Source organism: Bacillus sp. ES1-5, assembly GCF_022487605.1.
In the GTDB taxonomy this organism is placed as follows: domain Bacteria; phylum Bacillota; class Bacilli; order Bacillales; family Bacillaceae_G; genus Bacillus_A; species Bacillus_A wiedmannii.
This window is the reverse complement of the sequence record NZ_JAKVPU010000006.1, coordinates 232,526-255,940: the sequence shown is the minus strand read 5'-3', so window position 1 is coordinate 255,940 and position 23,415 is coordinate 232,526. Positions and strand designations below refer to the sequence as shown.

Here is a 23,415-nt window from a genome sequence, read left to right as displayed (position 1 = left end):
TCCTTGCACTATTTCTCTATATATATGACGAAACAATAAAAGAGTCCTCCCTTCTTTACAATTATTTTTTCTTTGTTTCATTTTTGTGATTGAAACGTAAAGTTTATAATAAAATACACTTGGAAGCGCTTTCTATGTAATTTTTTATGTTATAATATATAAGTAGAACTTCGCAAAGAGGGTTAAAAAAATGAATACAAAAATGATTAAAAAAGTAATTGACGCATTAAAAGTATATGGCTTTCAGAATGTATCATTCTGTGACAAAACGAAACAATTTTTATTTCATAACGAAATGGATATTATGAGCGGCTATGCAGAAATAACATATAGTAGTCAATTTGAAAAATTCAACGTACAAATTCATCCGATTGAAACACATCACCAAGCAGAGTTACAAGAGGTTGAAAGACATATACAGGCTTGTATAAGAAAAGTGGAATATTTAAACGCACTTCTTAGCGGGCAAACAAAACTAGATGATAAAATTATTATAATGTAAAAAAAGAACGTGAGGATATCACGTTCTTTTTTTACATTATACGTTCATCTTTTCCTTCAGTTGTAATCCTGTAATGGATTCTAATACATCCATTGCTTCTCCAAATGTCATATCAAAAATCGTCTTATCCTCTATGTATGGAAATTGTCTAAAGCGCTTTTCTAACATTTTCACGGCGTCCGACGTAAAGTGTACACTATCAATGCCAAATTCTGTTTCAAGAAGAACGATCCAATCTAACACATGAAAACCTAATCCATTTACGAATGAAATAAGTTTTTCTTCTGGCTGTGAAGATAAGAATACGTGTCGTTCCATCTCATCGAAAAGTTCTTCCCCTAAAACTTCTGCTAATTCATCATCATGTTCGCGTTCAATGATTTCTTCATAACCATAATCATCAACAAGCTCTTCTACTTCTTCACTATCCTCACAAAGCAATTGACTAAGAACGGCCTCTTTCTTAAATTCACTATTTTGTACGACTTCTAAAAAGCTCGTTTCCCATCCATTTTCTAATTTCATATTAAGTACTCCTTTATATATGTTTCTTATCATCACTGTACCCAAAAGATCACTTTTATAACCTTTTAGGTCGTTACTATTATTTCACATGGTTCATAACATGAGATGCAAATCCAGTTACATCTCCTTCAAAAATATTTATTTCTGGCAAATGATAGAACGTTGTTTGAAGTGGGTTTCTTTCATGATATACATATATCTTTTTCTCTAGCGCAATCGCCATTCCAAACTCTGTATGGCTCCCGTTTCCGCCATCTAATATAAGTAAAAAGACATCCGCTTCTTTTATAGCATTCTTTTCTGCCTGACCAATTTCTCTTAATTGATTTTGATTCACTGCTCTTTCGTTTTTAGTCCAATCATATGTATGGTGCCATCCTGCATGTTTAAGTTCATTTGCTATAGAACGTACAAGATGTTTATTTTGGAATCCTGAGGCGACATAAAAATTCATTTATATACACTCCTTCATTATGTACGGGAAACTCCTTTTAGCGTTACTTGCTATAAACATAATAAAGAACGACTTCAAAAAAAAAATCCCCATCTTTAAAACTTATTTGCGTTTAAATGATGGGATTCTTCATGCTCTTCTTTTATTTTCTTCTTTTTATAACTTTCATCAGCTAACATTTCTAGTTCAGCTGTGATTTCTGATTTTTCAAGCTCTCTTTCTTGCGAAAATTTCCTTGAAATATAAACAATAACACTACCAACGTACAACACAAAGCATATAATAAGTGCAGTATTTTCATAGAGACTTAGCTCCAACACAGTCACTCCTAATCCATTCGTATTTTCACGCTTCATTAATTGGAATTTCCCTACTAATCCATTTGCTATTGTAACATAAAAATATCAATCCTTGGAATCTTTCATCCTATTAAAAAAGACATGATTGTTTCATCATGCCTCTGAAATATGTTGAATGATTGTTTGAATTGCTTCTTTTCCATTATATTTTTTTAGAGCTGTTTTATACATCTCATTATTTTGATTTAATTCTTCGACATGCTTTATAAGAGATTTCACAGTCACATCTTCTTCATACAATACAGAAGCATATCCTTGTCTTTCAAAAGACTCTGCATTTAGTATTTGATCTCCACGACTTGCAAATTTCGATAGCGGAATTAAAACCATCGGCTTTTGCAATGTTAAAAACTCAAAAATGGCATTAGAGCCCGCACGTGAAATAACAAAATCTGTTATCGCTAATATGTCTGGCAGTTCTCCATGTACATATTCAAATTGTCTATATCCTTCTTTATTTTGTAAGCTTTCATCAAGATTACCTTTTCCACAAAGATGAACAATTTGATATTTTTTCAGAAGTTCTGGTAACGCTTCTCGAACCGTTTCATTAATTTTCTTTGCGCCCAAACTTCCTCCCATAATTGTAATAGCTGGCTTTTTACGTGAAAAACCTAAAAACGCTAAACCTTTTTCACGATTTCCCTTTAACACTTCTTCACGTACAGGAGATCCTGTATAGATTACTTTTTGTTTCGGTAAATGTTTCGCAGCTTCTTCAAATGTAACAAATATTTTCGAAGCAAAACGGAGCGCAATTTTGTTTGCTAGTCCTGGCGTCATATCAGATTCATGTAATAAAACAGGGACTCTATTTAGCCAGCCTCCAATTACGACTGGTACAGATACGAAACCACCTTTTGAAAAAATCACATCCGGTTTTAGTTTTCGAATCCCTACATACGCATCCCTAACACCCTTCATTACAAGAAAAGGATCTTTTATATTTTTTAAATCAAAATAACGACGTAGCTTTCCACTTGCAATACTATAGTATGGAATGCCTTCCTGTTCTATAATCGTTTTCTCAATCCCTTGATGAGAACCAATATACGAGATATCCCAATTCTGTTCTTGTAAATGTGGAATGATGGCTAAATTAGGTGTTACATGCCCTGCCGAACCGCCACCTGTAAAGACTATTTTTTTCATACGTCTCCCCCTTCTACACTATAATACACTAAAGTATCTTGCTTCAGGGTGAGAAAATACCATAGCCGTCACAGATGCTTCTGGCTCCATCATAAATCCTTCTGTTAATGAAATACCTATTTCTTCTGGATGAATAAGGCTAAATAACTTTTCTTGATCTGCAAGTTCTGGACATGCCGGATAACCGAAGGACACACGTATCCCTCTATATTTCGTACGGAAACGTTCTTCCATCGTCAGTTCAGGTGAGTCCGGAATGCCCCAGCGATCACGAATGAGCATATGTGTTTTTTCAGCAAGACCTTCTGCTAGTTCAAGCGCTAACGATTGTATCGCATGGCTGCGTAAATAATCACCCTTTGCCTTCCACTCTTCAGCAATGTCCCGAACGCCTTCCCCAACCGTAACAGATAGGAAAGCAACATAGTCCATCTCATCTCCAACTGGTCGTAAATAATCACCTAAAGTACGATATGGTTCTTTTCCTTGTCTTGGGAATGTGAAACGCTCTATAACACGTGTATGATCTTCTGGATCATATATTAAAATGTTTTGTCCGTCACTTTGCGCTGGGAAAAATTGATACACCGCTTTCGGTTTTAACCAAGATTGTCCTTCCTGCAATAATTCGTCTATTAAATCATTTAATTCGTGCGCTTTCTTATCTCCCTCTCGCAAAAGCTTCTTCACATTTCCTTTTAATCCAAGGTGATGTCCAAGTAGCATTTGCCTATTTAAAAATGGAGCGAGATGTGCAACTGGAATATCACGTAATACAATTCGCTTTGTTGAATCAGGTATCATAACCTCAGCCTTCGGTAACGGTTCAATTACTGCTGGAATTTCTACTTTCTTCTCCTCTTTTTTTACGATATGAAGATGACGCTCTTTTTTATCTTGTTTCATCTTCTCGCGCTCTTCTTCTTTTTGAAGCTTATTAATAATATCAAGCCCGGTCATCGCATCACTCGCATAGCATACGAGCCCTGTATATGATGGGGAAATACGATTATCTGTAAACTTTCTCGTTAACGCTGCCCCGCCTACAACGATTGGAATATCAATATTTGCCGCTTTTAAATCTTCAGCAGTCGTTACCATTTGTTGCGCTGATTTTACTAATAAACCAGAAAGGCCAATAATGTCAGGCTTCTTTTCTTGTACTTCTTGCACAATTCGATCCGAGCGAACATTGATCCCCAAATTAATAATCTCATATCCGTTATTCGATAAAATAATTTCAACGAGGTTTTTCCCAATATCATGTACGTCACCTTTAACAGTTGCTAATAATACTTTCCCTTTTTTCGCACTCTCGCTAGATTCCATATAGGGCTCTAAATAGCTTACGGCAGCTTTCATACTTTCAGCACTTTGCAATACTTCGGCAACGATAAGCTCATTATTATTAAATAATCGTCCCACCTCATCCATTCCTGTCATAAGTGGGCCATTAATAATATCCAAAGGTTTTCTTCCTTCTGTAAGTGCGAGGCTTAAATCTTCTTGTAGCCCTTGTTTCGTACCTTCTACAATATAATTTGCCAGCCTTTCATCAAGAGTTAATGTTTGTTGGATAACGACATCTTTCTTTTTTGCCGCGCGATAGAAATTTGTAAATTCTTCTAACGTCTCTTGCGTCGTTTCAAAAAGTAATGCATCTGCAAGACGTTTTTCTTCCTCTGGAATTGACGCATACCGTTCTAATTTTTCCGTATTCACAATCGCGTAATCTAATCCTGCTTTCGTTGCATGATATAAAAAGACGGAATTTAATACTTCGCGGCCAGCTGGTGGTAAACCAAATGATATGTTACTTACACCTAAAATCGTTAAACACTCTGGTAATGCTTCTTTAATAAGGCGAATTCCTTCTATCGTCGCCGCCGCTGAACCAATATATTCTTCATCACCTGTCCCTACTGGAAATACAAGTGCATCAAAAATAATATCTGACGGGCGTATACCATATTTCTTCGTCAATAACTCATAACTTCTTTTCGCAATTTCGAGTTTTCGTTCTGCACTAACCGCCATACCATCTTCATCAATTGTTCCTACAACAATAGCAGCACCATATTTCCGCAGAAGCGGTGTCACTTTTTTAAATCGTTCTTCTCCATCTTCTAAATTAATTGAATTAATAACAGCTTTTCCTTGAATATAAGTAAGAGCTCGCTCCATCACATTTTCATCTGTTGAATCAATCATAATTGGTACTTTTAACACTTTCGTAACTTCTGCCAAGAAGTTTTCCATATCTTCTATTTCATCGCGATCAGGATCTGCCATACAAATATCTATAATATGAGCATTTTTCTTCACTTGCGCTCTTGCGACTTCAGCAGCCTCTTCAAATTTCCCTTCTGCTACTAATCGTTTAAATTTACGTGACCCAATAACGTTTGTTCTTTCACCAACAAATAATGGTCTCATAGAGTCATCATATTGCAGTGCCTCTAATCCACTAACCCCGTGTCCATCTCTTTCGTGGTGTTCACGCGGCTTAAGAGAAGCTAACGCGGATTTCATTGCTTTTATATGTTCTGGTGTTGTGCCACAACAACCACCGATAATATTAACCCATCCTTCTTCAGCAAATCGCTTCACTTTTTCAGCGAGAGAAGATGGAGATTCATGATAATGCCCATCTTCATCAGGAAGACCTGCATTTGGATAACAAGAAATGTAACACTCCGACAAATCAGATAGTGAACGAATATGGTCTCTCATAAACTCCGGACCAGTCGCACAGTTTAATCCAACAGATAATGGCCTCATATGTTCTATCGATAAGTAAAAAGCCTCAATTGTTTGCCCGGCCAGAGTCGTTCCCATCGGTTCAATCGTTCCTGAAATCATAATAGGTACAATTTTATTTAGCTCATCAAAAGCTGCTTGAATTCCAATATAAGCAGCCTTCACGTTACGCATATCTTGACTCGTCTCAACGAGTAATACATCTACGTCGCCATTTAATAAGCCTCTTGCCTGCCTTGTATAGGCTTCAATTAATTCTTCAAACGTTACACCACCAGTAACACTAATCGCTTTCGTTGTCGGCCCCATTGCTCCCGCAACATATACTTCCTTCCCGCTTTCGTTGACCGCTTGCTTCGCTAAACGTGCTGCCTTCCCATTTAATTCCTCGTCTAAATGAGACAACGCATAATCACTTAATACAATGTTTGTCGCCCCAAATGTATTTGTTTCAATAATATCCGCTCCAGCTTCAATATAAGCTTTATGAATTTTCAAAATGACATCAGGCCTTGTTTCTACTAAATATTCATTACAACCTTCGTACTCTTCTCCTCCGAAATCTTCCGCAGTTAAGTCCTCTTGCTGAATCATTGTTCCCATTGCACCATCTAATATTAAGATGTTATTTTGTAATTTTTCTTCTATACATTTCATCAATTAATACCTTCTTTCACTTCTTGCTTTTCTCTCACATATTTAACAAGATGTTCTGTAATTTCATATTTTAGAAATGGTGTAATAAGATAAATACCGTTAAAATATTTCATCGCCGCATCGATCAATTCTTGTGAAATGCGAATCCCTTCCTCAATTGCTGCGTCTTTCGTTTCATGTCCATCCATTCTCTCTCTTATTTCTTCAGGTAGAGTAATACCCGGCACCTCAAAATGAAGGAAATCTGCATTCCTTTTACTTATTAATGGCATAACTCCAATAAAAATAGGTTGTTCCAAATGCTTTGTCGCTTCATACACTTCTTCAATTAACGCGATATCATAAATCGGCTGAGTTAAGAAATATTCCGCTCCAGCATCTATTTTCCGTTCCATTCGCTTAACCGCTGCTTTTAAATGTCTTACATGCGGATTAAACGCACCTCCCACTGAAAATCTTGTTGCTGGACCTATTGATTTCCCTAAAATGGAGCGCCCATCGTTCATTTCTTTAATCATTTTAATGAGCTCAATAGAGGACAAATCATATACAGAAGTGGCACCTGGAAAATCACCAACGCGTGCTGGATCACCAGTTAAAGCTAACACTTCTTCCATACCTAACGCTGATAAGCCTAGTAAATGAGATTGTAGTCCGATAACGTTATGGTCTCTACACGTTAAGTGAGTCAATACCGGAATATCGTGCTTCGTTAATAATGCCCCCATTGCCATATTCGAGATGCGAGGCGATGCTAATGAATTATCTGCTAGAGTAATAGCATCTGCCCCAGCTCTTTTCAATGCTCTTGCGCCTTCAAAAAATCGCTGCGTATCTAATGTTTTCGGTGGATCTAATTCCACTACTACTGTCGTTTGTTTTTTTGCTTTCTCTGCTAAAGTGACATGAGCTTTCGAACGTTTCTCATGTGTATGAACTACTTTCGGTCTTTGAATCGTATCCTTTTCTATTACAGGTGTAACATTTGCAATTGCACGTTTCATACTTTCAATATGTTCTGGAGTAGTGCCACAACAACCACCCAATAACCGAATACCTTGCTCAATAAATTTCGGTGTCATCGCTTCGAAATAAGCCGGACTTCCCTCATATACGTAGCGTCCCTCCACATAATTCGGAAGACCTGCATTTGGATATGCTGACAAGTAGCCATTTTGAGGAATCGATATCATTTTAAAAGCTTCCGTCATGTGAAGTGGCCCTAGTTGACAGTTCAATCCAACGACATTTGCACCGTAATCTAAAAGCTGTTTTAATATTTCATTTACATCATTTCCATTTTGAGTCGTACCTGCCTCATGTAACGCTAATTGAGCTACAATTGGAATATTCGTTTGTTTTCGTAACACCTGAACAGCATGAAGTAATTCAAACTCATCATAGAAAGTCTCTAATAGCAGTCCATCAACCTGTTCTTCTAGTAATGCACTTGCCTGTTCCAGTAGCATAAATTCTCGCTCCATATCAGTTGTCGTAACAGCTCCGATATGTTTCATACCACCAATTGTCCCTAAAATTGCATTTCTATCTGTAACAGATGCTTTCGCAATCTTCACTGCCGCTTTATTAATTTGAACAACTTGATTCTCTAAGCCATACATACGTAATTTCGCTTCATTTGCTCCGTACGTATTTGTTTGAATCACATCTGCCCCAGCAGCTACATATTGCTTATGAATCGATATAATTAAATCTGGATCAGATATATTCAATTCTTCAAAACTACTTTGCAAACCATGTGAATGTAATAATGTCCCAACCGCACCATCGCCTATTACAATTCCTTTTGATAATAAATCTAGTAATTTCACAAATCTCCCTCATTTCTATCAATATAAAAAACCCCCTCTTCACTTTGAAGAGGGGGACATAATCGTTCCTCCTCTTATTATGCAAAACATTCGTTTTGCAGGTATTAGCACCGTTTCAAACATTTCGTTTGAAGGTTGCCGGGTTTCACAGGGCCTTTCCCTCCACCGCTCTCAATAAGAGTTTGTCTTTATTATTTTATTTATGTAGCTAAAAGGAAATGCGTTCCCCTTTTAACAATCTTTGTTAATTTTTTAATAAATTTAGCATGCACAAATACAAAAGTCAATGACACTTGCGGAAAAATAAAAATTATTTAAAATAAAGTTGCAATTCAATTATCTTTTGTTGTAAAGTTAAAAACATAATAAAATTTCATACGAACATTCTTATCTAGAGAGGTAGAGGGACTGGCCCTATGACGCCTCAGCAACCATTAACATTTGTTAATAAGGTGCTAATTCCAGCAAATTGTGAAAGATTTGACAGATGAGAAGAAGACTCTATTCAAACCGAAAGCCTTCTTCTTAGAAGGCTTTTTTTATTTTACCCCGCTATTTGAGGGCAGTAAGATTCCCAACTCAAAATTCAGCTAGAACAAAGAAGTTAGATGGGAATCGACTGCCCGTAAAAGCCCGATTGGTGAGGGCTGATAATCAGTGAGGGATGCCTCCTCACTGATTAAAGTTTCACTTTACATTCACTTAATTGTTAATTTAAAAAGGAGGAATTTTCACATGTCAACTATCGAAACAAAACTAGCACAAATCGGAAACCGGAGCGAAACTACAACAGGAACTGTTAATCCACCTGTTTATTTTTCAACTGCTTATCGTCACGAAGGAATTGGTAAATCTACTGGCTTTGACTACTCACGAACTGGCAATCCAACTCGCGGTCTTTTAGAACAGGCAATCGCAGATTTAGAATACGGTGAACAAGGTTATGCCTGTAGTTCAGGGATGGCAGCTGTTCTCCTCGTCCTTTCCCTATTCCGTTCCGGAGACGAACTTATTGTATCTGAAGATTTATACGGGGGCACTTATCGATTATTTGCTGAGCACGAAAAAAAGTGGAATGTTCGATGTAGATACGTAAATACACAATCTATTAAACAAATTGAGCGAGCTATCACAACTGAAACGAAAGCTATTTTCATAGAAACTCCGACTAATCCGTTAATGCAAGTTACTGATATTGCCGCTGTCGCAACTGTAGCGAAAAGACACGGACTACTTCTTATTGTAGACAACACATTCTATACGCCTTATATACAACAGCCATTAACAGAAGGTGCCGACATTGTACTTCATAGCGCAACGAAATATTTAGGGGGACATAACGATGTCCTAAGCGGTCTTGTTGTTGCAAAAGGAAAGGAACTTTGTGAGGAAATCGCTCATTATCATAATGCATCTGGTGCTGTCTTAAGCCCATTTGACTCATGGCTATTAATTCGTGGTATGAAAACGTTAGCGCTTCGCATGAGACAACATGAAGAAAATGCAAAAGCAGTTGTTGCTTATTTAAATGATGAAGACGGGGTGACAGATGTATTTTATCCTGGAAGAGGCGGCATGATCTCATTTCGTCTAAAAGATGAAACATGGATTAATCCATTCTTACAATCTTTATCCTTAATTACATTCGCTGAAAGTCTAGGTGGTGTTGAAAGTTTAATGACATATCCAGCAACGCAAACACACGCTGATATTCCTGAAGAAATCAGAACAGCAAACGGTGTATGTAATCGTCTTCTGCGATTTTCCGTTGGCATTGAAAATAGTAACGATTTAATTCAAGACTTAAAGCAAGCCATTAAACTTGTAAAAGAAGGTGTAAGAATATGAGTTATTCTATAGATACACTCTTATTGCACAACCAATATAAACATGACTCGCAAACAGGAGCTGTTAACGTTCCCATCTATAATACATCAACATTCCACCAGTTTGATGTAGATACGTTCGGGAAATATGACTATAGTCGCTCTGGTAATCCAACTCGTGAAGCTCTTGAAGATATCATTGCTTTATTAGAAGGAGGAACAAAAGGATTTGCCTTCGCATCAGGAATTGCAGCGATTTCTACTGCATTCCTCCTTCTTTCACAAGGCGATCACGTACTCATTTCAGAGGACGTATACGGAGGCACTTATCGAATTATAACTGAAGTGCTCTCCCGTTACGGTGTGTCACATACATTTGTTGATATGACCAATTTAGAAAAAATAAAGCAAAACATTAAGCCAAATACAAAACTCTTTTATGTGGAAACACCCTCTAATCCACTTTTAAAAGTGACAGATATTCGTGCTGTTTCTAAACTTGCAAAATCTATTGACGCCCTTACTTTTGTTGATAATACATTTTTGACACCACTATTCCAGAAACCACTTGATCTTGGCGCCGATGTCGTTCTTCATAGTGCCACAAAATTCATTGCCGGTCATAGTGATGTTACTGCCGGATTAGCCGTTGTAAAAGATGCCGAACTCGCTCAAAAACTTGGATTTTTACAAAATGCATTCGGCGCTATTTTAGGTCCTCAAGATTGTTCTCTCGTACTTCGCGGTCTAAAAACATTGCATGTACGTCTTGAGCATTCAGCTGCAAACGCCAATAAAATTGCACATTATTTGCAAGAGCACGCTAAAGTTAAAAATGTCTATTATCCTGGCTTACAAACACATCTTGGATTTGATATTCAACAATCTCAAGCTACATCAGCCGGAGCTGTCCTATCTTTCACTTTACAGTCAGAAGACGCACTCCGCCAATTTTTATCAAAAGTAAAATTACCTGTCTTTGCGGTTAGTTTAGGAGCTGTCGAATCGATTCTTTCCTACCCAGCTAAAATGTCACATGCAGCACTGTCACAAGAAGCTCGTGATGAAAGAGGGATTTCTAATTCATTACTTCGGTTATCCGTCGGCCTTGAAAATGTTGACGATTTAATATCCGATTTTGAAAATGCCCTTTCTTATGTAGAAGAACCTGTAAATGCATAGGACGAACAGAAGATATGAAATTAAGTTTTCATATCTTCTGTTTTATGCCGTTAAGTATATTTTTTACTTTTCGTATAGTTCATAAAAAGACGAAAGAGCACCATCTATTTCTAAATAATGAATTAATTGATAGATTAAGAAGTAAAAAAAGGGGCAAAAATAATGGATACTTGTGCAGATGTTTTAATCGTTATCGATTTACAAAATGGAGTATGTTATAGCGAAGAGCATTTATTCGATTTATAAAATTTACTTACAAAAGTAAATAAAAGAATTTCTTCATACAGAAAATCAAATACACCAATCATTTTTATTCAACATTGTGATGATGATTTAGTACCCGAAAAAGAACTTTGGGCTATTCATGCTGATCTAGATGTTCAGGAACAAGATTTTTTTGTAAGAAAAACACATACCAATTCATTTTATAAAACAAACTTGAAAGAGATTTTAGAACAATTATCTGTACACCGTATTGAATTTTGTGGTGCCCAAACAGAGTACTGTATGGATGCTACGATTAAATTTTCCCATGGACTAGAATACGAAAACTTCATGGTACAGAAAGCAACCTCTACGTTAAATAATCCGTTTATGTCCGCAAAAGAGACAATTGATTTTTATGAGAACATATGGAACCACAGATTTTTAAAGCTGATAAAAGATGAACTCTAGAATACATAACTACTTTCTTGGTAATTCTAAAATTTATCAGCTATACTCAAATATTTTGTTATCACCATAAAGAAGCTAACTACATTCAGCTTCTTTTCTTTTAACCTGTTTTATATTCTATATATAGCATTATAATCCCTTTTTCTTATTATTTTAAAAATTTTGTATATTCATTTGAAAGAATAAGAAAATCATGATAAAATTGTGTTACAAATATATCTATATCTTTCAATTTTTAAAACGCATCGAAATTTTCACCCAAAAGTGTCATTTTACAAAACCGTGCAAATTTATCTACTTTATTTACATCAGGGTCTCTTTTCTTACAATTTCTTTACTTTAGGAATTTTTTTCTGCAACAACTGTTTTCTTTTCTTTAATTTTTTGGTATGTATAGTATGGTATAACAGCTCACACGGAGGTGGAAAAGAACATGTTAGAAACCTTTCAAAAAGAAATAGAACTATATGAAAGCAATGCAGAATTATTGAAAGTACTTGCTCATCCTGTTCGCTTATGTATTGTAAAAGGATTAATTGAACGTGGTCCAAGCAACGTTTCTACAATGTACACTGGCTTAAACATGCCACAATCTACAATTTCACAGCATTTAGCAAAATTAAAAAGTGCTAAAATCGTTTCAAGTGAAAGAAAAGGGTTGGAAATTTATTACAAAGTAGAAAACGAGACAATTATTCAACTCGTTCGCGTATTATTAGGTTAAGAGCTCATAAACAGAGAAAAAGGGCGTATTTTATATTTTTTATCTCATATCTTTAATATAAATATATATCATGAGAGGAAATATATGATGCTACATAATTAAAAAGTCGTATTAAAAAACAAGACACAGAAATATGCTGTGTCTTGTTTTTTTATATTTTCAAATACTGATCCAAGTGTAACTGTTGCATATGTTTCGTATGTATCACAACATCAAATGCACTCCCTAATCCTCCGCTCAAAATCATAGAACGAACTGCACGATTTTGTTTTTGAATTTCAGAAAAAGGATTTCGATCTTGGTGACCCATAAGCTGATCTAATATTCCTGCTGCTAACAAAAACTCCGATTGCTTCTTATGCCATACTATATTCATGCCTTGCAGGCTAAACATCTCTTTCAGTTCGTCCCAATGAATATGAGTAGTAAGATCCATTTCACCTGGATGCGCTAAAGGATTACGGATTAACTTATGCTCGTAATATCCTCGTAAACTTCCTTCTTGATGTGCAGGATGCATCCATTCTTCTTTTGTGTATCCATAATCAACGGTAATACATACACCTCGTTGAAACCATTTCGCAATTTCTTCTATATATTCTTCCATCGCAAGTGGCACTTCAAAACGCTGTCCTTCAGCAAGATGAATATTGTATTTCAATAAGTATCGACCAATGCTTTTCTGTAGCGGTCTACATACTTCTGCGAGTTTCCCTTCCTCTGTGTACGTAACACGTACTTCATACAATATTCCATTTCTCTTCTCAATTACTTCAACAGGAAATGCATCAAATAACTCATTCGAAAAAAGAATCCCTTCGAACGATTCTCCCATTTCACTATGCGACGTATAATACGACACATTAGAAAACGAACAAAGATTTTTCTGCTGTAAGTTTCTATGAAAAGGGCTCATTTCAATCATTGAATAGTTTAAATCAATAAAGGTTTCTGGGGATACTTGCTTCCACTCTTGTAAAACATCATAGGCAAACCTTCCTGTTCCCCCACCAATCTCACAAATATTCGGAGCAACTTCACCATTTTCAACAAGACGAATAAAAAACTTAGCAAATGTTTTTGCAAAAACCGAGGATACGTTGCTACTTGTAAAAAAATCCCCCTGTCTTCCAATTTTTTCACGTTCCTTCATATAATAGCCATGCCCCTCTGTGTACAATACGAGGTTCATATACGTACTATATGAAATTGAATAATCCTTCTCTTTCCCCATCCATTCTTTTAAAATGAGCTCCATCTCCATACTAGCTCCTTACTGTAAAAATGGATTATTTTCTTTTTCAAAACCAATGCTTGTTTCTGGACCATGTCCACATAGCACCGCTGTTTCATCTGGTAATACAAATAATTTTTCTTCAATACTTCCAATCAATTCAGCAAAACTTCCACCGGGTAAATCTGTTCTTCCGATGCTCATTTGGAACAATACATCTCCAGAAAATACAGCATTCGCCTCTTTACAATAATAAGAAATACTGCCTGGAGAATGTCCTGGCGTCTCAAAAATCTCAAAATTAAATGAACCAATTGCTAATGTACCTTCTGTATCAATAATATGATCTGCTGGTTTTGCTGTAATACTGCGATTCATCATAAAAATTTGAGAGCCATTTACAGTTGCATCGCCTAACCAATCTGCTTCTTCTTTATGTACGTACACAGGAATATGAAAAGCGTCTCTTACCGCGTCAACAGCACCAATATGATCAAAGTGAGCATGTGTTAATAAAACAGCCAGTGGCTTTAATTGTTCTTCTTGTAAATATGTAACGAGCTTCTCTCCTTCGTGACCAGGATCAAAGATAATACACTCATTTTGATTATTCGTTAAAATATAAGCATTCGTTTGTAATGGGCCTAACGGCATTTGTATCCATTTCATATGAAAATCTCCTCCAATTATTAAACTTACTTTCAATGATACAACATTTTTTTCTCTTAGGAAAAGAAAGGATGCTATCTCGACAATCATTTTTAAAACATGTACAATATAAAAGAGTTAATATTCTAAAAACTCATATTGAGGAATGGGTAGACAGAGGAGGATATTGTATGGGCCTTGTTATTATTTTTGCGCTAGTCACTCTGTTAGCTGTATTCGCTACGCTTAGAACTCTTCGCGAAAAAAACTTATTCGCGGGCGGCTTTGCAATTGCAACTGTACTCGTTTTCGGATGGTTTACGATCATGACTGTTCTATATAACGGGTACCCACCGGCAGCTTAATTCATTTACATGTTATTCTTCATCAAGATTTCACACAAAAAGAGGAAGGGTTTCCCCCTTCCTCTTTTCATATTTCACAACTTATACCATCTTCGCTTCGTATTTGTGCTTTTTTACAAGCCAAGCTCCTCCGATAACACCTGCATCATTACCAAGTATTGCAATCGCTAACTTTGTGCTCTTTACAGCACGTGAGAAAGCATATTGCTCGAAATAACGTTGAATTGGCTCTAATAGTGCATCTCCAGCTTTAGACACGCCCCCGCCAATAACAATTTTCTCTGGGTTCAACGTACTAGCAAGGTTCGCTACAGCTAACCCTAAATAAGAAGCTACTTTTTCTACTACTTCGCCTGCTAGCTCGTCACCTTGTCCAAGTGCTTCAAATACATCTTTTGATGTAATACGTCCTTCTTCTGCTAACATAGAACGTAGAACACTCTCTTTATTAGTCTCTTGTATTTTTTGCATAGCAACACGCACAATACCCGTTGCAGATGCTACAGTTTCTAAGCAACCAGACTTCCCGCAATTACATGGGAAAGCATTCTCTGTAACTACTGTAATATGTCCAATCTCACCAGCAGCTCCGCTTACGCCGTGTACAATCTCACCATTGGCGATTACACCACCACCAACACCAGTGCCAAGTGTCATACAGATTAAATCTTTTGCTCCTTCACCAGCACCTTTCCACATTTCACCAAGCGCTGCTAAGTTTGCATCATTATCAATAACAACAGGTAATCCTGTTTCTACTTCTAATAAATCTTTTAACGGATAGTTTTTCCATCCTAAATTAACCGCTTCATAAATCATTCCAGACGCCACGTGTACAGGACCAGGAGCTCCCATACCAATACCGATTAACTTGCTTTTCAATTCACCTAACTCTTCTAACTTTTTATCAATAGCTTTCGCTACATCAAGCGTAATATGTTTTCCTTGCTCATTTGTATTCGTAGGGATTTCCCACTTATGTAAAATTTCACCGTACACATTAATAAATGCTAATTTAATCGTTGTACCACCAAGGTCAACCCCAACTAACCATTTCTCTTCCATGTTGCTTACCTACCTTTATCTAATTCTTATTTAGCTCTTTTTGAATTTCTTGCTTCAATAAAAATAAAGCTGTTTGATAGTCTTGTGGATCGATTAACTGTGATTGATTTAATTCACGCAATTCATCTTGCATTAATTGTAAATCTGCAATTCGATCACCCGTATAAATAATCGTACCAAATTTCTTTAGCAATTGCTGAATATCATAAATAGATACCATTTTATCACCCTCTATGCTCACTTACTATAAAAAATTATAATAAGAAAACGTTCACATATTTTATTATAATCAAGAAGAAAAAGTCTCGTCAATTTTTATTTGTCTATACAAGCCCATTTTTAACCATTGTTCCTTTTTCTGTAATAATTTTTTCTACGTTTTTATCAAACGGCTCTACTGGAATATGTTCGACTATTTGAAAACTATAAGCTAATGATAGCGTTTTCCCTTTATAATGCACGAGATAACGATCATAATACCCACCGCCATATCCAATCCGTTCTCCTCGCTCTGTATAAGCTACACCTGGCACGATTTGAAGATCAATGTCATCTGCATTCACTTCTTCCGTACACGCTGGAATTGGTTCACGTAAATTCATATACACTGTTTCTAATTGATCAAAATTACTAATTTGCCGGAAAGACATTGTTCGTGTTCCTTTATTACACTTTGGAACAACAACTTTCTTTCCTTCTTCCCAAGCTTTTTCGATAATAGAATATGTATTCACTTCATTTTCCATTGAGAGAGTGATTCCAATTGTTTTAGCTTCAGCCCACTCTTTTTGCACATACAACGAAAATGCAATTTGCTCTGATAAAGTTGTATACCGTTCTTCTGATAAAGAATTCATGTGCTCTATTATTTGTTTACGTAAACGTACTTTCTCTTCTCTCACACATTTTCCCCCTCACAGTGATACTTTGCTCTACGATGATAGTGTATCACTTTTAACAGAGGAATCGAATAAAAAAAGAAACAGTAGGAAAATATTCCTACTGCTTACTTTGTTTCACGGTGTAACGTAGACTTCTTGTCACGCTTGCAATACTTTTTAAGCTCGATACGCTCAGCGTTGTTACGTTTGTTTTTCTTTGAGATATAGTTACGATCTCCGCATTCTGTACATGCTAGAGTAATATTCACACGCATTCTTATTCCCTCCAGTACTAATAACTTAAATCAGACTATACTATAATACCACTTTTAAAATAAAAATTCTACACCTTTTGATATTGTCTAATTTTTTCTATAAGATTTTTCATGTTTTCCCTTGCTATTACTGGGTTTCTTGCATGCGAATACACTAAAAATTTCGGTTGTTTTGTGTCAGAAACGATATAAGACCACTCTTTTTCGGTATATTTGAACTGTATTCCTTCAAATATACCTTCTTCCTTTCTTTCCATATCAGCCAATAATTTCCTCATTACTTTCCCTTTTTCATTCCATGAACATACAACTTCATCACAAAGTAGATAGAGTGGAGGTGATTGCTCTACTATGCTGAGAAATGTTTTTCCCTGCAATGCTATTAGCTCGAATAATTTTCCAATTCGATATAAAATATCTCGTTTCCATCTCGCTTGAAACGACTTTTTTTCATCCTGCGTATAAAATAGAAGGTAACATTCTCCTAATTTCAAAGACATCGGGTAAATATTCCCTGCCGATTCAAGTAATAAATCTGGAATATCTACCTCTTCAAAATCTGTTCCTTGGTAAATATTACTATGATTATCATATAACTCAAAATAATTTCCTTGCTCCGAAAACATAAGTGCCATATTTGCTTTACTTGATTTCATCAAGGCTTTCACATGATCCTTTTGTTCGCCCGCATAAATCCATGTAACTGTGCATCCGAGCCTTTGTAAAAAGAGCATAAGTAAATGTTGTAACATATCATTGCTCTTATTAATAAGGAGATGAAACTTTTGTTTTTGTATTTTCTCAACATCAATGCGCTCTAATACAGCCTCTATATAATCATGTAAAGAAACGTGGACTAGCTTATTCCGCCCCATTTCTTTCTCACATACGTAATAAAACGACTCAGACATATATACTTGTTCTATCGCCTTTTGCTGCTTATACGTTAATTGTACCCCATCCTTACCATATAACTTTATCACAACTTCTTTTTCATTTTCCACTTGAATGAAAACCCCACCAGCACATTGTAAATCCTGAATACTATACTGAAAAAGCGATTCGTTCATTTCTTTGCATTCCATCGTATGAACCCCGATACCATGAATCGCATGAAGAAAGAGATTTTTATAAGAAGTCGTTTCTATATGTTCTTGACTCCCAATTAATATACTTTCCCCTTTCGCAAAAAGGGACCCGTACGCCATTGCAACCTTTACAATAAATTGAGGAGTGATCTCAACATTACCTCTTCCTACAATGCGGCTTTTTTGCAGCCATCCTGCACTCTTTTCACTTTCTTGAACACCAGCCGACCCTACTACCGAATAGCTGTCAATCGCCTTATATGGCCATAGTTTTCCCTTTTGCTTAATTACCGTACTTTTCCCTATATGACAATGATCCGCTACAATGCTTTTTTGAAACAGTGTAACGTCATCTTCTACCATTGTATGCTCTCCTATTGTCGTTTCTAATAGCTCGCAATACTGCCCAATGTGCGCATTTGCAAAAACAATACTTTTTTGAAGATGAGAATAACTTGAAACAATACTATTTTTTCCGATAATAGAGTAAGGTTCAATTACAGCTCCAGCACCAATCTTTACTCCTTCTCCAATAAAAGACGGACCGTGAATTTTCGTTCCTTTTCCTATCGTCACACCTTCTCCCATCCATACCATCGGCAATACTTCCGTATAAGGAATTGGTACTTGCAATTTTTTCGTTAACAAATCAAATTGCGCTCGTCGATATTGATCAAATGTACCGATATCTAACCAATAACCTTCTGACAAATATGCAAATAATGCGTTCTTATTTGCCAATAATGGAAACACATCTTGACTAAAATCAAAAAATTCTCGGGGCGGTATGTAAGAAAAAATTTCTGGATCCATAATATATATACCTGTATTCACAATATTAGAGACTACTTCATTCCAGCTCGGTTTTTCTATATATCGTGTAACCTCTTGTTCTTTGTTCATTACAACTAAACCGAATGAGAGTGGGTTTTCTACTTCCTTTACAAACATAGTTACCATTCTTTTCTTTTGTTCATGAAACATAATTCCTTCTGATAATTGAAAATCAGTTAACGCATCCCCGCTTATCACAACAAACGTTTCATCTAAAAATGTTTCCGCTTGTTTAATACTCCCTGCGGTTCCAAGCGGTGGAGAGTCTTCAAAGTAGTACAAGTTAACGCCCCATTTGCTACCGTCACCAAAATATTGCTTAATTGCTGTACTCATATACTGAACAGTAATTGCAATTTCACGAATACCATGCTGACGTAATAATTCAATATTGTATTCCAAAACTGGCTTTTCTAATAATGGTAACATCGGCTTTGGAGTATTACATGTTAATGGTCTAAGGCGTCGTCCTTTTCCTCCAGCTAAAATAACCCCCTTCATATACTTCAGCCTCCACTTATATAATGTTCAGTAACTTCATATACGATATGTATATTATCTACTCCGCATTAACTAGCAGTATAAAATGAAACTTTAATTAGTAGGGGTTTTTGCGCATCCCCCACTGATTATTAGCCTTGACCACTCGACTCGGGCTTTTACAGGCAGTAAAACTCCCTATATACATGTACATTTTAAACACCACGAAAGAAAGCGCTTACTATTGACTCGGTAAAGTATTACTTATTAAATGAACAACATATGTGTCCTATTTTTTCCATTACATTATGATACATCTTATCATCATAAACTAAAGGAAACAACGAGCTTTTTTTGTCATGTTTTGACTAAAAAAGGCAGGTGATGTTTCACCTGCCTTTTTTCTTTATTTATTCATTTAATAAGTAATGCTTTCCTTTTACTAAATAAAAAACATTTTCGGCAATATTTGTAATATGATCTGCTACACGCTCAATATATCTCGCCACAAAGGATAATTGTGTAATTTGTGTAATTGCTTCTGGTTGTGCTGGAACTGAAGATATAAATTCACGAATCGCTTTCCCATATATCTCATCAACTGAATCATCCATTTCGGCAATTTGTTTCGCAAAAGTTAAATTTTCTTGCTCATATGCTTCTAGCGCTAACTGTAGCATCTTATTTGCAATTGCAAACATTTCATCAAGATTGTGCAAACTAACAACCACCTCTTTTTCCCCAAGACGAATTGTTGATTTCGCAATATTAACAGCATGATCTGCAATACGCTCTAAATCTGTCGCTGTTTTAATTGAAATGAAAATCCTTCTTAAATCACTTGCTACAGGTTGCTGCTTCGTAATAAGCATAAGCGCAAGATCATTTATTTCCTCTTCTAAATTATCCATACGATAATCACCATCTATTACCTCTAACGCTTTCTCTACATCCCTTTTATGAAGACCTTCCATAGCAAGCAATAAAGCTTCCCTCGCTAGCTCTCCAAGCTCAATCACCTTTTGCTGTAACATTTTTAAATCACATTGAAACTGTTCTCTTACCATTGTTTCTTCCCCCTCAATATTATGTGCCATTATATAGATCTCCTACCTAGCCTACTTGTAATAAACCTTAAGATAGGAGAAGTATTACTTCTCTAATTAAATGAGGTAAAAATAAGAAATACCCTCTGTTAAGAGGGTATTTACTCTTATCCTTGCAACGATATCAACCGAATCGGCCTGTAATATAATCTTCTGTACGCTTATCTGAAGGTGTCGTAAATAATTTATTTGTATCTGTATATTCCACAACTTCTCCACTTAAGAAGAAAGCAGTTTTGTCTGAAATACGTGCTGCTTGTTGCATGTTATGCGTTACGATCACAATACTAAAGTCTTTCTTTAACTCTTGAATTAATTCTTCTACTTTTAATGTTGAAATTGGATCTAGTGCCGATGTTGGCTCATCCATTAAAATAACGTCTGGTTCAATTGCTAAACAACGTGCGATACATAGACGCTGTTGCTGTCCACCAGATAAACCGTATGCATTATCATGCAAACGATCTTTTAACTCATCCCAAATCGCTGCTCCACGTAAACTTTTTTCAACAATTTCATCCAATGTTTTCTTATCACGAATACCATGAATTTTCGGTCCATATGCTACATTTTCATAAATAGATTTCGGAAATGGATTTGGCTTTTGGAACACCATTCCCACGTGAGTTCTTAATTCTTCAACTGGGTATGATTTTTCAAATATATTGCGCTCTCTATATTCAATTACACCTGTAGTTCGCACGATTGGTACTAACTCTACCATACGATTTAATGTTTTTAAGTACGTGGATTTACCACAACCACTTGGCCCGATAATTGCTGTAACTTCATTCTCATGAATGCTTAAGTTAATATCTTTTAAAGCATGGTCTTCTCCGTACCATAAATTTAAGTTTTTCGTATCAAATACTACTTTCTTTGGTGCAGTCTCGATTTTCTCCTCGTTTTTCACCTGTACATTTACTACTGTTGCTACCATTTGAATTCCCCTTTCATCCATTTCCAACTTATTTTCGATTTCGTAACCATAAGACAAATATATTGATAAAGAGTAATAAACCTAACAAAACAATCATCCCAGCAGCTGCTACGTACTGAAATTCTTCTTGCGGTCTACTCATCCAATTAAAAATTTGAATTGGTAAAACTGTAAATCTATCAAACATACTAAATGGAACATAATTTGCAAATGCAAGTGCCCCGATAACTAATAGCGGTGCCGCTTCTCCAATCGCCCTTGATATCGCTAACGTACAACCCGTTATAATTCCTGGGAAAGCAGATGGCAATACAATTTGATACATCGTTTGCCACTTCGTAGCACCTAATCCGTAAGAGGCTTCTAATAATGAACTTGGTACAGATCGTATCGCTTCTTGACTCGCTACAACAACTGTCGGTAAAACGAGTAAACTCATCGTCAGTGCCGCCGCAATAATACTCTCACCTAAATGAAGAGCATATACAAAAATAGTTAAGCCGAGTAATCCAAATACAACGGAAGGTACTCCTGCTAACGTTTGATTATTAATTTCTATTACCTTTTTAAATATAGATTCCTTCGCATATTGCTCCAAATAAAGAGCAGTTCCAACTCCAAATATAAAGGAGACTGGTATAACAATACTCATAAATAATATTGTTCCTGACAAAGCTGCAGCAATTCCAGCTTCTTTCGGATTACGCGAAGCGAAGTTTGTAAAGAAATCTAACGAAAGGTAACTTATACCTTTTTCAAAAATTTGAAAAAGCAAAATAAGCAGTATTATGATTGAAAACAAAATTGCTATATAAAATAACAACTTGTAAACTCGGTCTTTTAAAAAACGTGATGCCATATTTTCTTGTATTTTTTTATGATTCAACATTCGCATATTATGTCACCCTCCTAAAGCGGCGCATAATAGAGTGTGACATGATGTTCATTATAAGAGTAAACAAGAATAACGTTGCGCCTACAGCGTACATGCTGTAATACGTAATTGTTCCATGCGGAGCATCACCTAAGCTCACTTGCACAATATAGGCTGTTAGCGTTTGAATAGAATGTGTCGGATCGAGCGATACATTCGGTGTAGATCCCGCTGCAATTACAACTATCATCGTTTCACCAATTGCCCTGGAAGCAGCTAATATGATCGCTGCCATAATCCCTGTAAAAGCCGAGGGAAACACGACTTGTTTTACCATCTCAAACCGAGTTGCTCCAAGTGCTAACGAAGCTTCTTTCGTCCCTTTCGCTACAGCTCTCATCGCGTCTTCAGATAGAGATGCAATTGTAGGTATCATCATAAAGCCAATAACAATACCTGGACTAACCGCATTAAAAAACTGTAAATCTGGTATAATCCGTTGTAAAAGTGGTGTGACAACTGTTAATGCAAAAAAACCATATACAATTGTCGGAATACCTGCTAATAGTTCTAACATCGGTTTTAATACTTTCCTTGCACCGTTTGAAGCATATTCGCTTAAAAATACGGCACACGCTAAACCGATAGGAATTGCTACGAACATGGCAATTGCTGTTACAAGGAACGTTCCACATATAAGTGGTAATATACCGAATTTAGGATCTTCAAAAAAAGGTAACCATTCTTTTCCCGTCAAAAAGGAGTGTAATGGTATTGTTTGAAAAAACATCAATGTTTCATTTGCCAATGTGAAAATAATTCCAAGTGTCGTTACAATAGACACGCTAGCAATTATTTTTAGTAATAACGGAACGATTCGATTGATTCGCTGCGTTTTTTTTCTTTGTTTTGTATTTCTTTCAATCAAATGTTGTACAGAAAATGTAATTTGACTTTTGTCATTATGAGCCAAAGAT

At 36.1% G+C, this 23,415-nt stretch carries 22 protein-coding genes, 1 pseudogene and 2 riboswitches; of the genes and pseudogenes, 6 read left to right on the top strand and 17 right to left on the bottom strand.

The window, feature by feature from the left end; all coding sequences use genetic code 11:
• Positions 1–190 precede the first annotated feature (190 nt).
• Positions 191–502: a hypothetical protein gene (locus MKO96_RS20690; protein WP_001093232.1), complete on the top strand. Its 312-nt coding sequence runs from the start codon at positions 191–193 to the stop codon at positions 500–502.
• A gap of 36 nt (positions 503–538) precedes the next feature.
• On the opposite strand, the gene MKO96_RS20685 is transcribed toward MKO96_RS20690, so the two are convergent.
• From MKO96_RS20685 to MKO96_RS20660, 6 genes are all read right to left on the bottom strand, one after another.
• Positions 539–1,027 carry a hypothetical protein gene (locus MKO96_RS20685; RefSeq protein ID WP_000764275.1) on the bottom strand — a complete coding sequence of 163 codons (489 nt, stop codon included), beginning with the start codon at positions 1,025–1,027 and terminating at the stop codon, positions 539–541.
• A gap of 79 nt (positions 1,028–1,106) precedes the next feature.
• Complete coding sequence (locus tag MKO96_RS20680; RefSeq protein WP_240588487.1) at positions 1,107–1,481, bottom strand: nucleoside 2-deoxyribosyltransferase; 375 nt, start codon at positions 1,479–1,481, stop codon at positions 1,107–1,109.
• A gap of 95 nt (positions 1,482–1,576) precedes the next feature.
• The gene (locus MKO96_RS20675; protein ID WP_000817963.1) at positions 1,577–1,837 is read right to left on the bottom strand and encodes a DUF3966 domain-containing protein; all 261 of its coding nucleotides are present in this window, start codon (positions 1,835–1,837) and stop codon (positions 1,577–1,579) included.
• A gap of 96 nt (positions 1,838–1,933) precedes the next feature.
• Entirely contained in the window at positions 1,934–2,992 is a 1,059-nt protein-coding gene (gene murG / locus MKO96_RS20670) for an undecaprenyldiphospho-muramoylpentapeptide beta-N-acetylglucosaminyltransferase (RefSeq protein WP_240588486.1), read from the bottom strand.
• Positions 2,993–3,010: 18 nt separating this feature from the next.
• Positions 3,011–6,409: a methionine synthase gene (gene metH, locus MKO96_RS20665; protein ID WP_240588485.1), complete on the bottom strand. Its 3,399-nt coding sequence runs from the start codon at positions 6,407–6,409 to the stop codon at positions 3,011–3,013.
• Positions 6,409–8,241, bottom strand: a complete 1,833-nt coding sequence (locus tag MKO96_RS20660) for a bifunctional homocysteine S-methyltransferase/methylenetetrahydrofolate reductase (RefSeq protein WP_240588484.1) — start codon at positions 8,239–8,241, stop codon at positions 6,409–6,411. Before MKO96_RS20660 ends, metH begins: the two co-directional genes overlap by 1 nt.
• A gap of 71 nt (positions 8,242–8,312) precedes the next feature.
• Positions 8,313–8,422: riboswitch (SAM riboswitch) on the bottom strand.
• A 203-nt stretch (positions 8,423–8,625) separates the two neighbouring features.
• Positions 8,626–8,735: riboswitch (SAM riboswitch) on the top strand.
• Between the two features lie 241 nt (positions 8,736–8,976).
• Here MKO96_RS20660 and metI point away from each other — a divergent pair.
• From metI to MKO96_RS20640, 4 genes and pseudogenes are all read left to right on the top strand, one after another.
• Positions 8,977–10,089, top strand: a complete 1,113-nt coding sequence (gene metI, locus MKO96_RS20655; RefSeq protein WP_240588483.1) for a cystathionine gamma-synthase/O-acetylhomoserine thiolyase — start codon at positions 8,977–8,979, stop codon at positions 10,087–10,089.
• On the top strand, positions 10,086–11,249 hold the full coding sequence (metC, locus tag MKO96_RS20650) for a cystathionine beta-lyase (protein WP_240588482.1): 1,164 nt from the start codon (positions 10,086–10,088) through the stop codon (positions 11,247–11,249). Before metI ends, metC begins: the two co-directional genes overlap by 4 nt.
• 162 nt (positions 11,250–11,411) lie before the next feature.
• A pseudogene (locus MKO96_RS20645) lies at positions 11,412–11,924 on the top strand (cysteine hydrolase family protein).
• Between the two features lie 433 nt (positions 11,925–12,357).
• On the top strand, positions 12,358–12,648 hold the full coding sequence (locus MKO96_RS20640) for an ArsR/SmtB family transcription factor (RefSeq protein ID WP_000894375.1): 291 nt from the start codon (positions 12,358–12,360) through the stop codon (positions 12,646–12,648).
• Positions 12,649–12,799: 151 nt separating this feature from the next.
• On the opposite strand, the gene MKO96_RS20635 is transcribed toward MKO96_RS20640, so the two are convergent.
• Both MKO96_RS20635 and MKO96_RS20630 read right to left on the bottom strand, forming a co-directional pair.
• A complete protein-coding gene (locus MKO96_RS20635; protein WP_240588481.1) occupies positions 12,800–13,912 on the bottom strand; it encodes a class I SAM-dependent methyltransferase in 1,113 nt (370 codons plus the stop codon).
• Positions 13,913–13,921: 9 nt separating this feature from the next.
• On the bottom strand, positions 13,922–14,551 hold the full coding sequence (locus MKO96_RS20630; protein WP_240588480.1) for an MBL fold metallo-hydrolase: 630 nt from the start codon (positions 14,549–14,551) through the stop codon (positions 13,922–13,924).
• 170 nt (positions 14,552–14,721) lie between these two features.
• Between MKO96_RS20630 and MKO96_RS20625 the strand changes: the two genes are divergently transcribed.
• Positions 14,722–14,895 (top strand): DUF2759 domain-containing protein, encoded by a 174-nt coding sequence (locus tag MKO96_RS20625; RefSeq protein ID WP_000524847.1) that lies wholly within the window; start codon positions 14,722–14,724, stop codon positions 14,893–14,895.
• Between the two features lie 81 nt (positions 14,896–14,976).
• Here the strand turns inward: MKO96_RS20625 and glcK are convergent, their stop codons facing one another.
• The 9 genes from glcK to pstC all read right to left on the bottom strand — a co-directional run bounded on the left by glcK (position 14,977) and on the right by pstC (position 23,411).
• Positions 14,977–15,960, bottom strand: coding sequence for a glucokinase (glcK, locus tag MKO96_RS20620; RefSeq protein ID WP_000391711.1), 984 nt, complete (start codon positions 15,958–15,960; stop codon positions 14,977–14,979).
• Positions 15,961–15,979: 19 nt separating this feature from the next.
• Positions 15,980–16,180 (bottom strand): YqgQ family protein, encoded by a 201-nt coding sequence (locus MKO96_RS20615; RefSeq protein ID WP_000253699.1) that lies wholly within the window; start codon positions 16,178–16,180, stop codon positions 15,980–15,982.
• A 103-nt stretch (positions 16,181–16,283) separates the two neighbouring features.
• Complete coding sequence (locus tag MKO96_RS20610; RefSeq protein ID WP_240588479.1) at positions 16,284–16,862, bottom strand: 5-formyltetrahydrofolate cyclo-ligase; 579 nt, start codon at positions 16,860–16,862, stop codon at positions 16,284–16,286.
• A gap of 104 nt (positions 16,863–16,966) precedes the next feature.
• Complete coding sequence (rpmG, locus tag MKO96_RS20605) at positions 16,967–17,116, bottom strand: 50S ribosomal protein L33 (RefSeq protein ID WP_001265616.1); 150 nt, start codon at positions 17,114–17,116, stop codon at positions 16,967–16,969.
• 68 nt (positions 17,117–17,184) lie between these two features.
• Positions 17,185–19,539, bottom strand: coding sequence for a sugar phosphate nucleotidyltransferase (locus tag MKO96_RS20600; RefSeq protein ID WP_240588478.1), 2,355 nt, complete (start codon positions 19,537–19,539; stop codon positions 17,185–17,187).
• 389 nt (positions 19,540–19,928) lie between these two features.
• Positions 19,929–20,585 carry a phosphate signaling complex protein PhoU gene (gene phoU, locus MKO96_RS20595; RefSeq protein ID WP_240588498.1) on the bottom strand — a complete coding sequence of 219 codons (657 nt, stop codon included), beginning with the start codon at positions 20,583–20,585 and terminating at the stop codon, positions 19,929–19,931.
• Positions 20,586–20,748: 163 nt separating this feature from the next.
• Positions 20,749–21,564: a phosphate ABC transporter ATP-binding protein gene (pstB, locus tag MKO96_RS20590; protein WP_000226689.1), complete on the bottom strand. Its 816-nt coding sequence runs from the start codon at positions 21,562–21,564 to the stop codon at positions 20,749–20,751.
• A 28-nt stretch (positions 21,565–21,592) separates the two neighbouring features.
• Complete coding sequence (gene pstA / locus MKO96_RS20585; RefSeq protein ID WP_087981958.1) at positions 21,593–22,459, bottom strand: phosphate ABC transporter permease PstA; 867 nt, start codon at positions 22,457–22,459, stop codon at positions 21,593–21,595.
• Position 22,460: 1 nt separating this feature from the next.
• Complete coding sequence (gene pstC / locus MKO96_RS20580; RefSeq protein WP_240588477.1) at positions 22,461–23,411, bottom strand: phosphate ABC transporter permease subunit PstC; 951 nt, start codon at positions 23,409–23,411, stop codon at positions 22,461–22,463.
• Positions 23,412–23,415 lie beyond the last annotated feature (4 nt).

Coding starts and splice junctions, on each gene's coding strand:
- MKO96_RS20690 (WP_001093232.1), top strand. CDS start 191: ATGAATACAAAAATGATTAAAAAAGTAATTGACGCATTAAAAGTATAT.
- MKO96_RS20685 (WP_000764275.1), bottom strand. CDS start 1,027: ATGAAATTAGAAAATGGATGGGAAACGAGCTTTTTAGAAGTCGTACAA.
- MKO96_RS20680 (WP_240588487.1), bottom strand. CDS start 1,481: ATGAATTTTTATGTCGCCTCAGGATTCCAAAATAAACATCTTGTACGT.
- MKO96_RS20675 (WP_000817963.1), bottom strand. CDS start 1,837: ATGAAGCGTGAAAATACGAATGGATTAGGAGTGACTGTGTTGGAGCTA.
- murG (WP_240588486.1), bottom strand. CDS start 2,992: ATGAAAAAAATAGTCTTTACAGGTGGCGGTTCGGCAGGGCATGTAACA.
- metH (WP_240588485.1), bottom strand. CDS start 6,409: ATGAAATGTATAGAAGAAAAATTACAAAATAACATCTTAATATTAGAT.
- metI (WP_240588483.1), top strand. CDS start 8,977: ATGTCAACTATCGAAACAAAACTAGCACAAATCGGAAACCGGAGCGAA.
- metC (WP_240588482.1), top strand. CDS start 10,086: ATGAGTTATTCTATAGATACACTCTTATTGCACAACCAATATAAACAT.
- MKO96_RS20640 (WP_000894375.1), top strand. CDS start 12,358: ATGTTAGAAACCTTTCAAAAAGAAATAGAACTATATGAAAGCAATGCA.
- MKO96_RS20635 (WP_240588481.1), bottom strand. CDS start 13,912: ATGGAGATGGAGCTCATTTTAAAAGAATGGATGGGGAAAGAGAAGGAT.
- MKO96_RS20630 (WP_240588480.1), bottom strand. CDS start 14,551: ATGAAATGGATACAAATGCCGTTAGGCCCATTACAAACGAATGCTTAT.
- MKO96_RS20625 (WP_000524847.1), top strand. CDS start 14,722: ATGGGCCTTGTTATTATTTTTGCGCTAGTCACTCTGTTAGCTGTATTC.
- glcK (WP_000391711.1), bottom strand. CDS start 15,960: ATGGAAGAGAAATGGTTAGTTGGGGTTGACCTTGGTGGTACAACGATT.
- MKO96_RS20615 (WP_000253699.1), bottom strand. CDS start 16,180: ATGGTATCTATTTATGATATTCAGCAATTGCTAAAGAAATTTGGTACG.
- rpmG (WP_001265616.1), bottom strand. CDS start 17,116: ATGCGTGTGAATATTACTCTAGCATGTACAGAATGCGGAGATCGTAAC.
- MKO96_RS20600 (WP_240588478.1), bottom strand. CDS start 19,539: ATGAAGGGGGTTATTTTAGCTGGAGGAAAAGGACGACGCCTTAGACCA.
- phoU (WP_240588498.1), bottom strand. CDS start 20,585: ATGGTAAGAGAACAGTTTCAATGTGATTTAAAAATGTTACAGCAAAAG.
- pstB (WP_000226689.1), bottom strand. CDS start 21,564: ATGGTAGCAACAGTAGTAAATGTACAGGTGAAAAACGAGGAGAAAATC.
- pstA (WP_087981958.1), bottom strand. CDS start 22,459: ATGCGAATGTTGAATCATAAAAAAATACAAGAAAATATGGCATCACGT.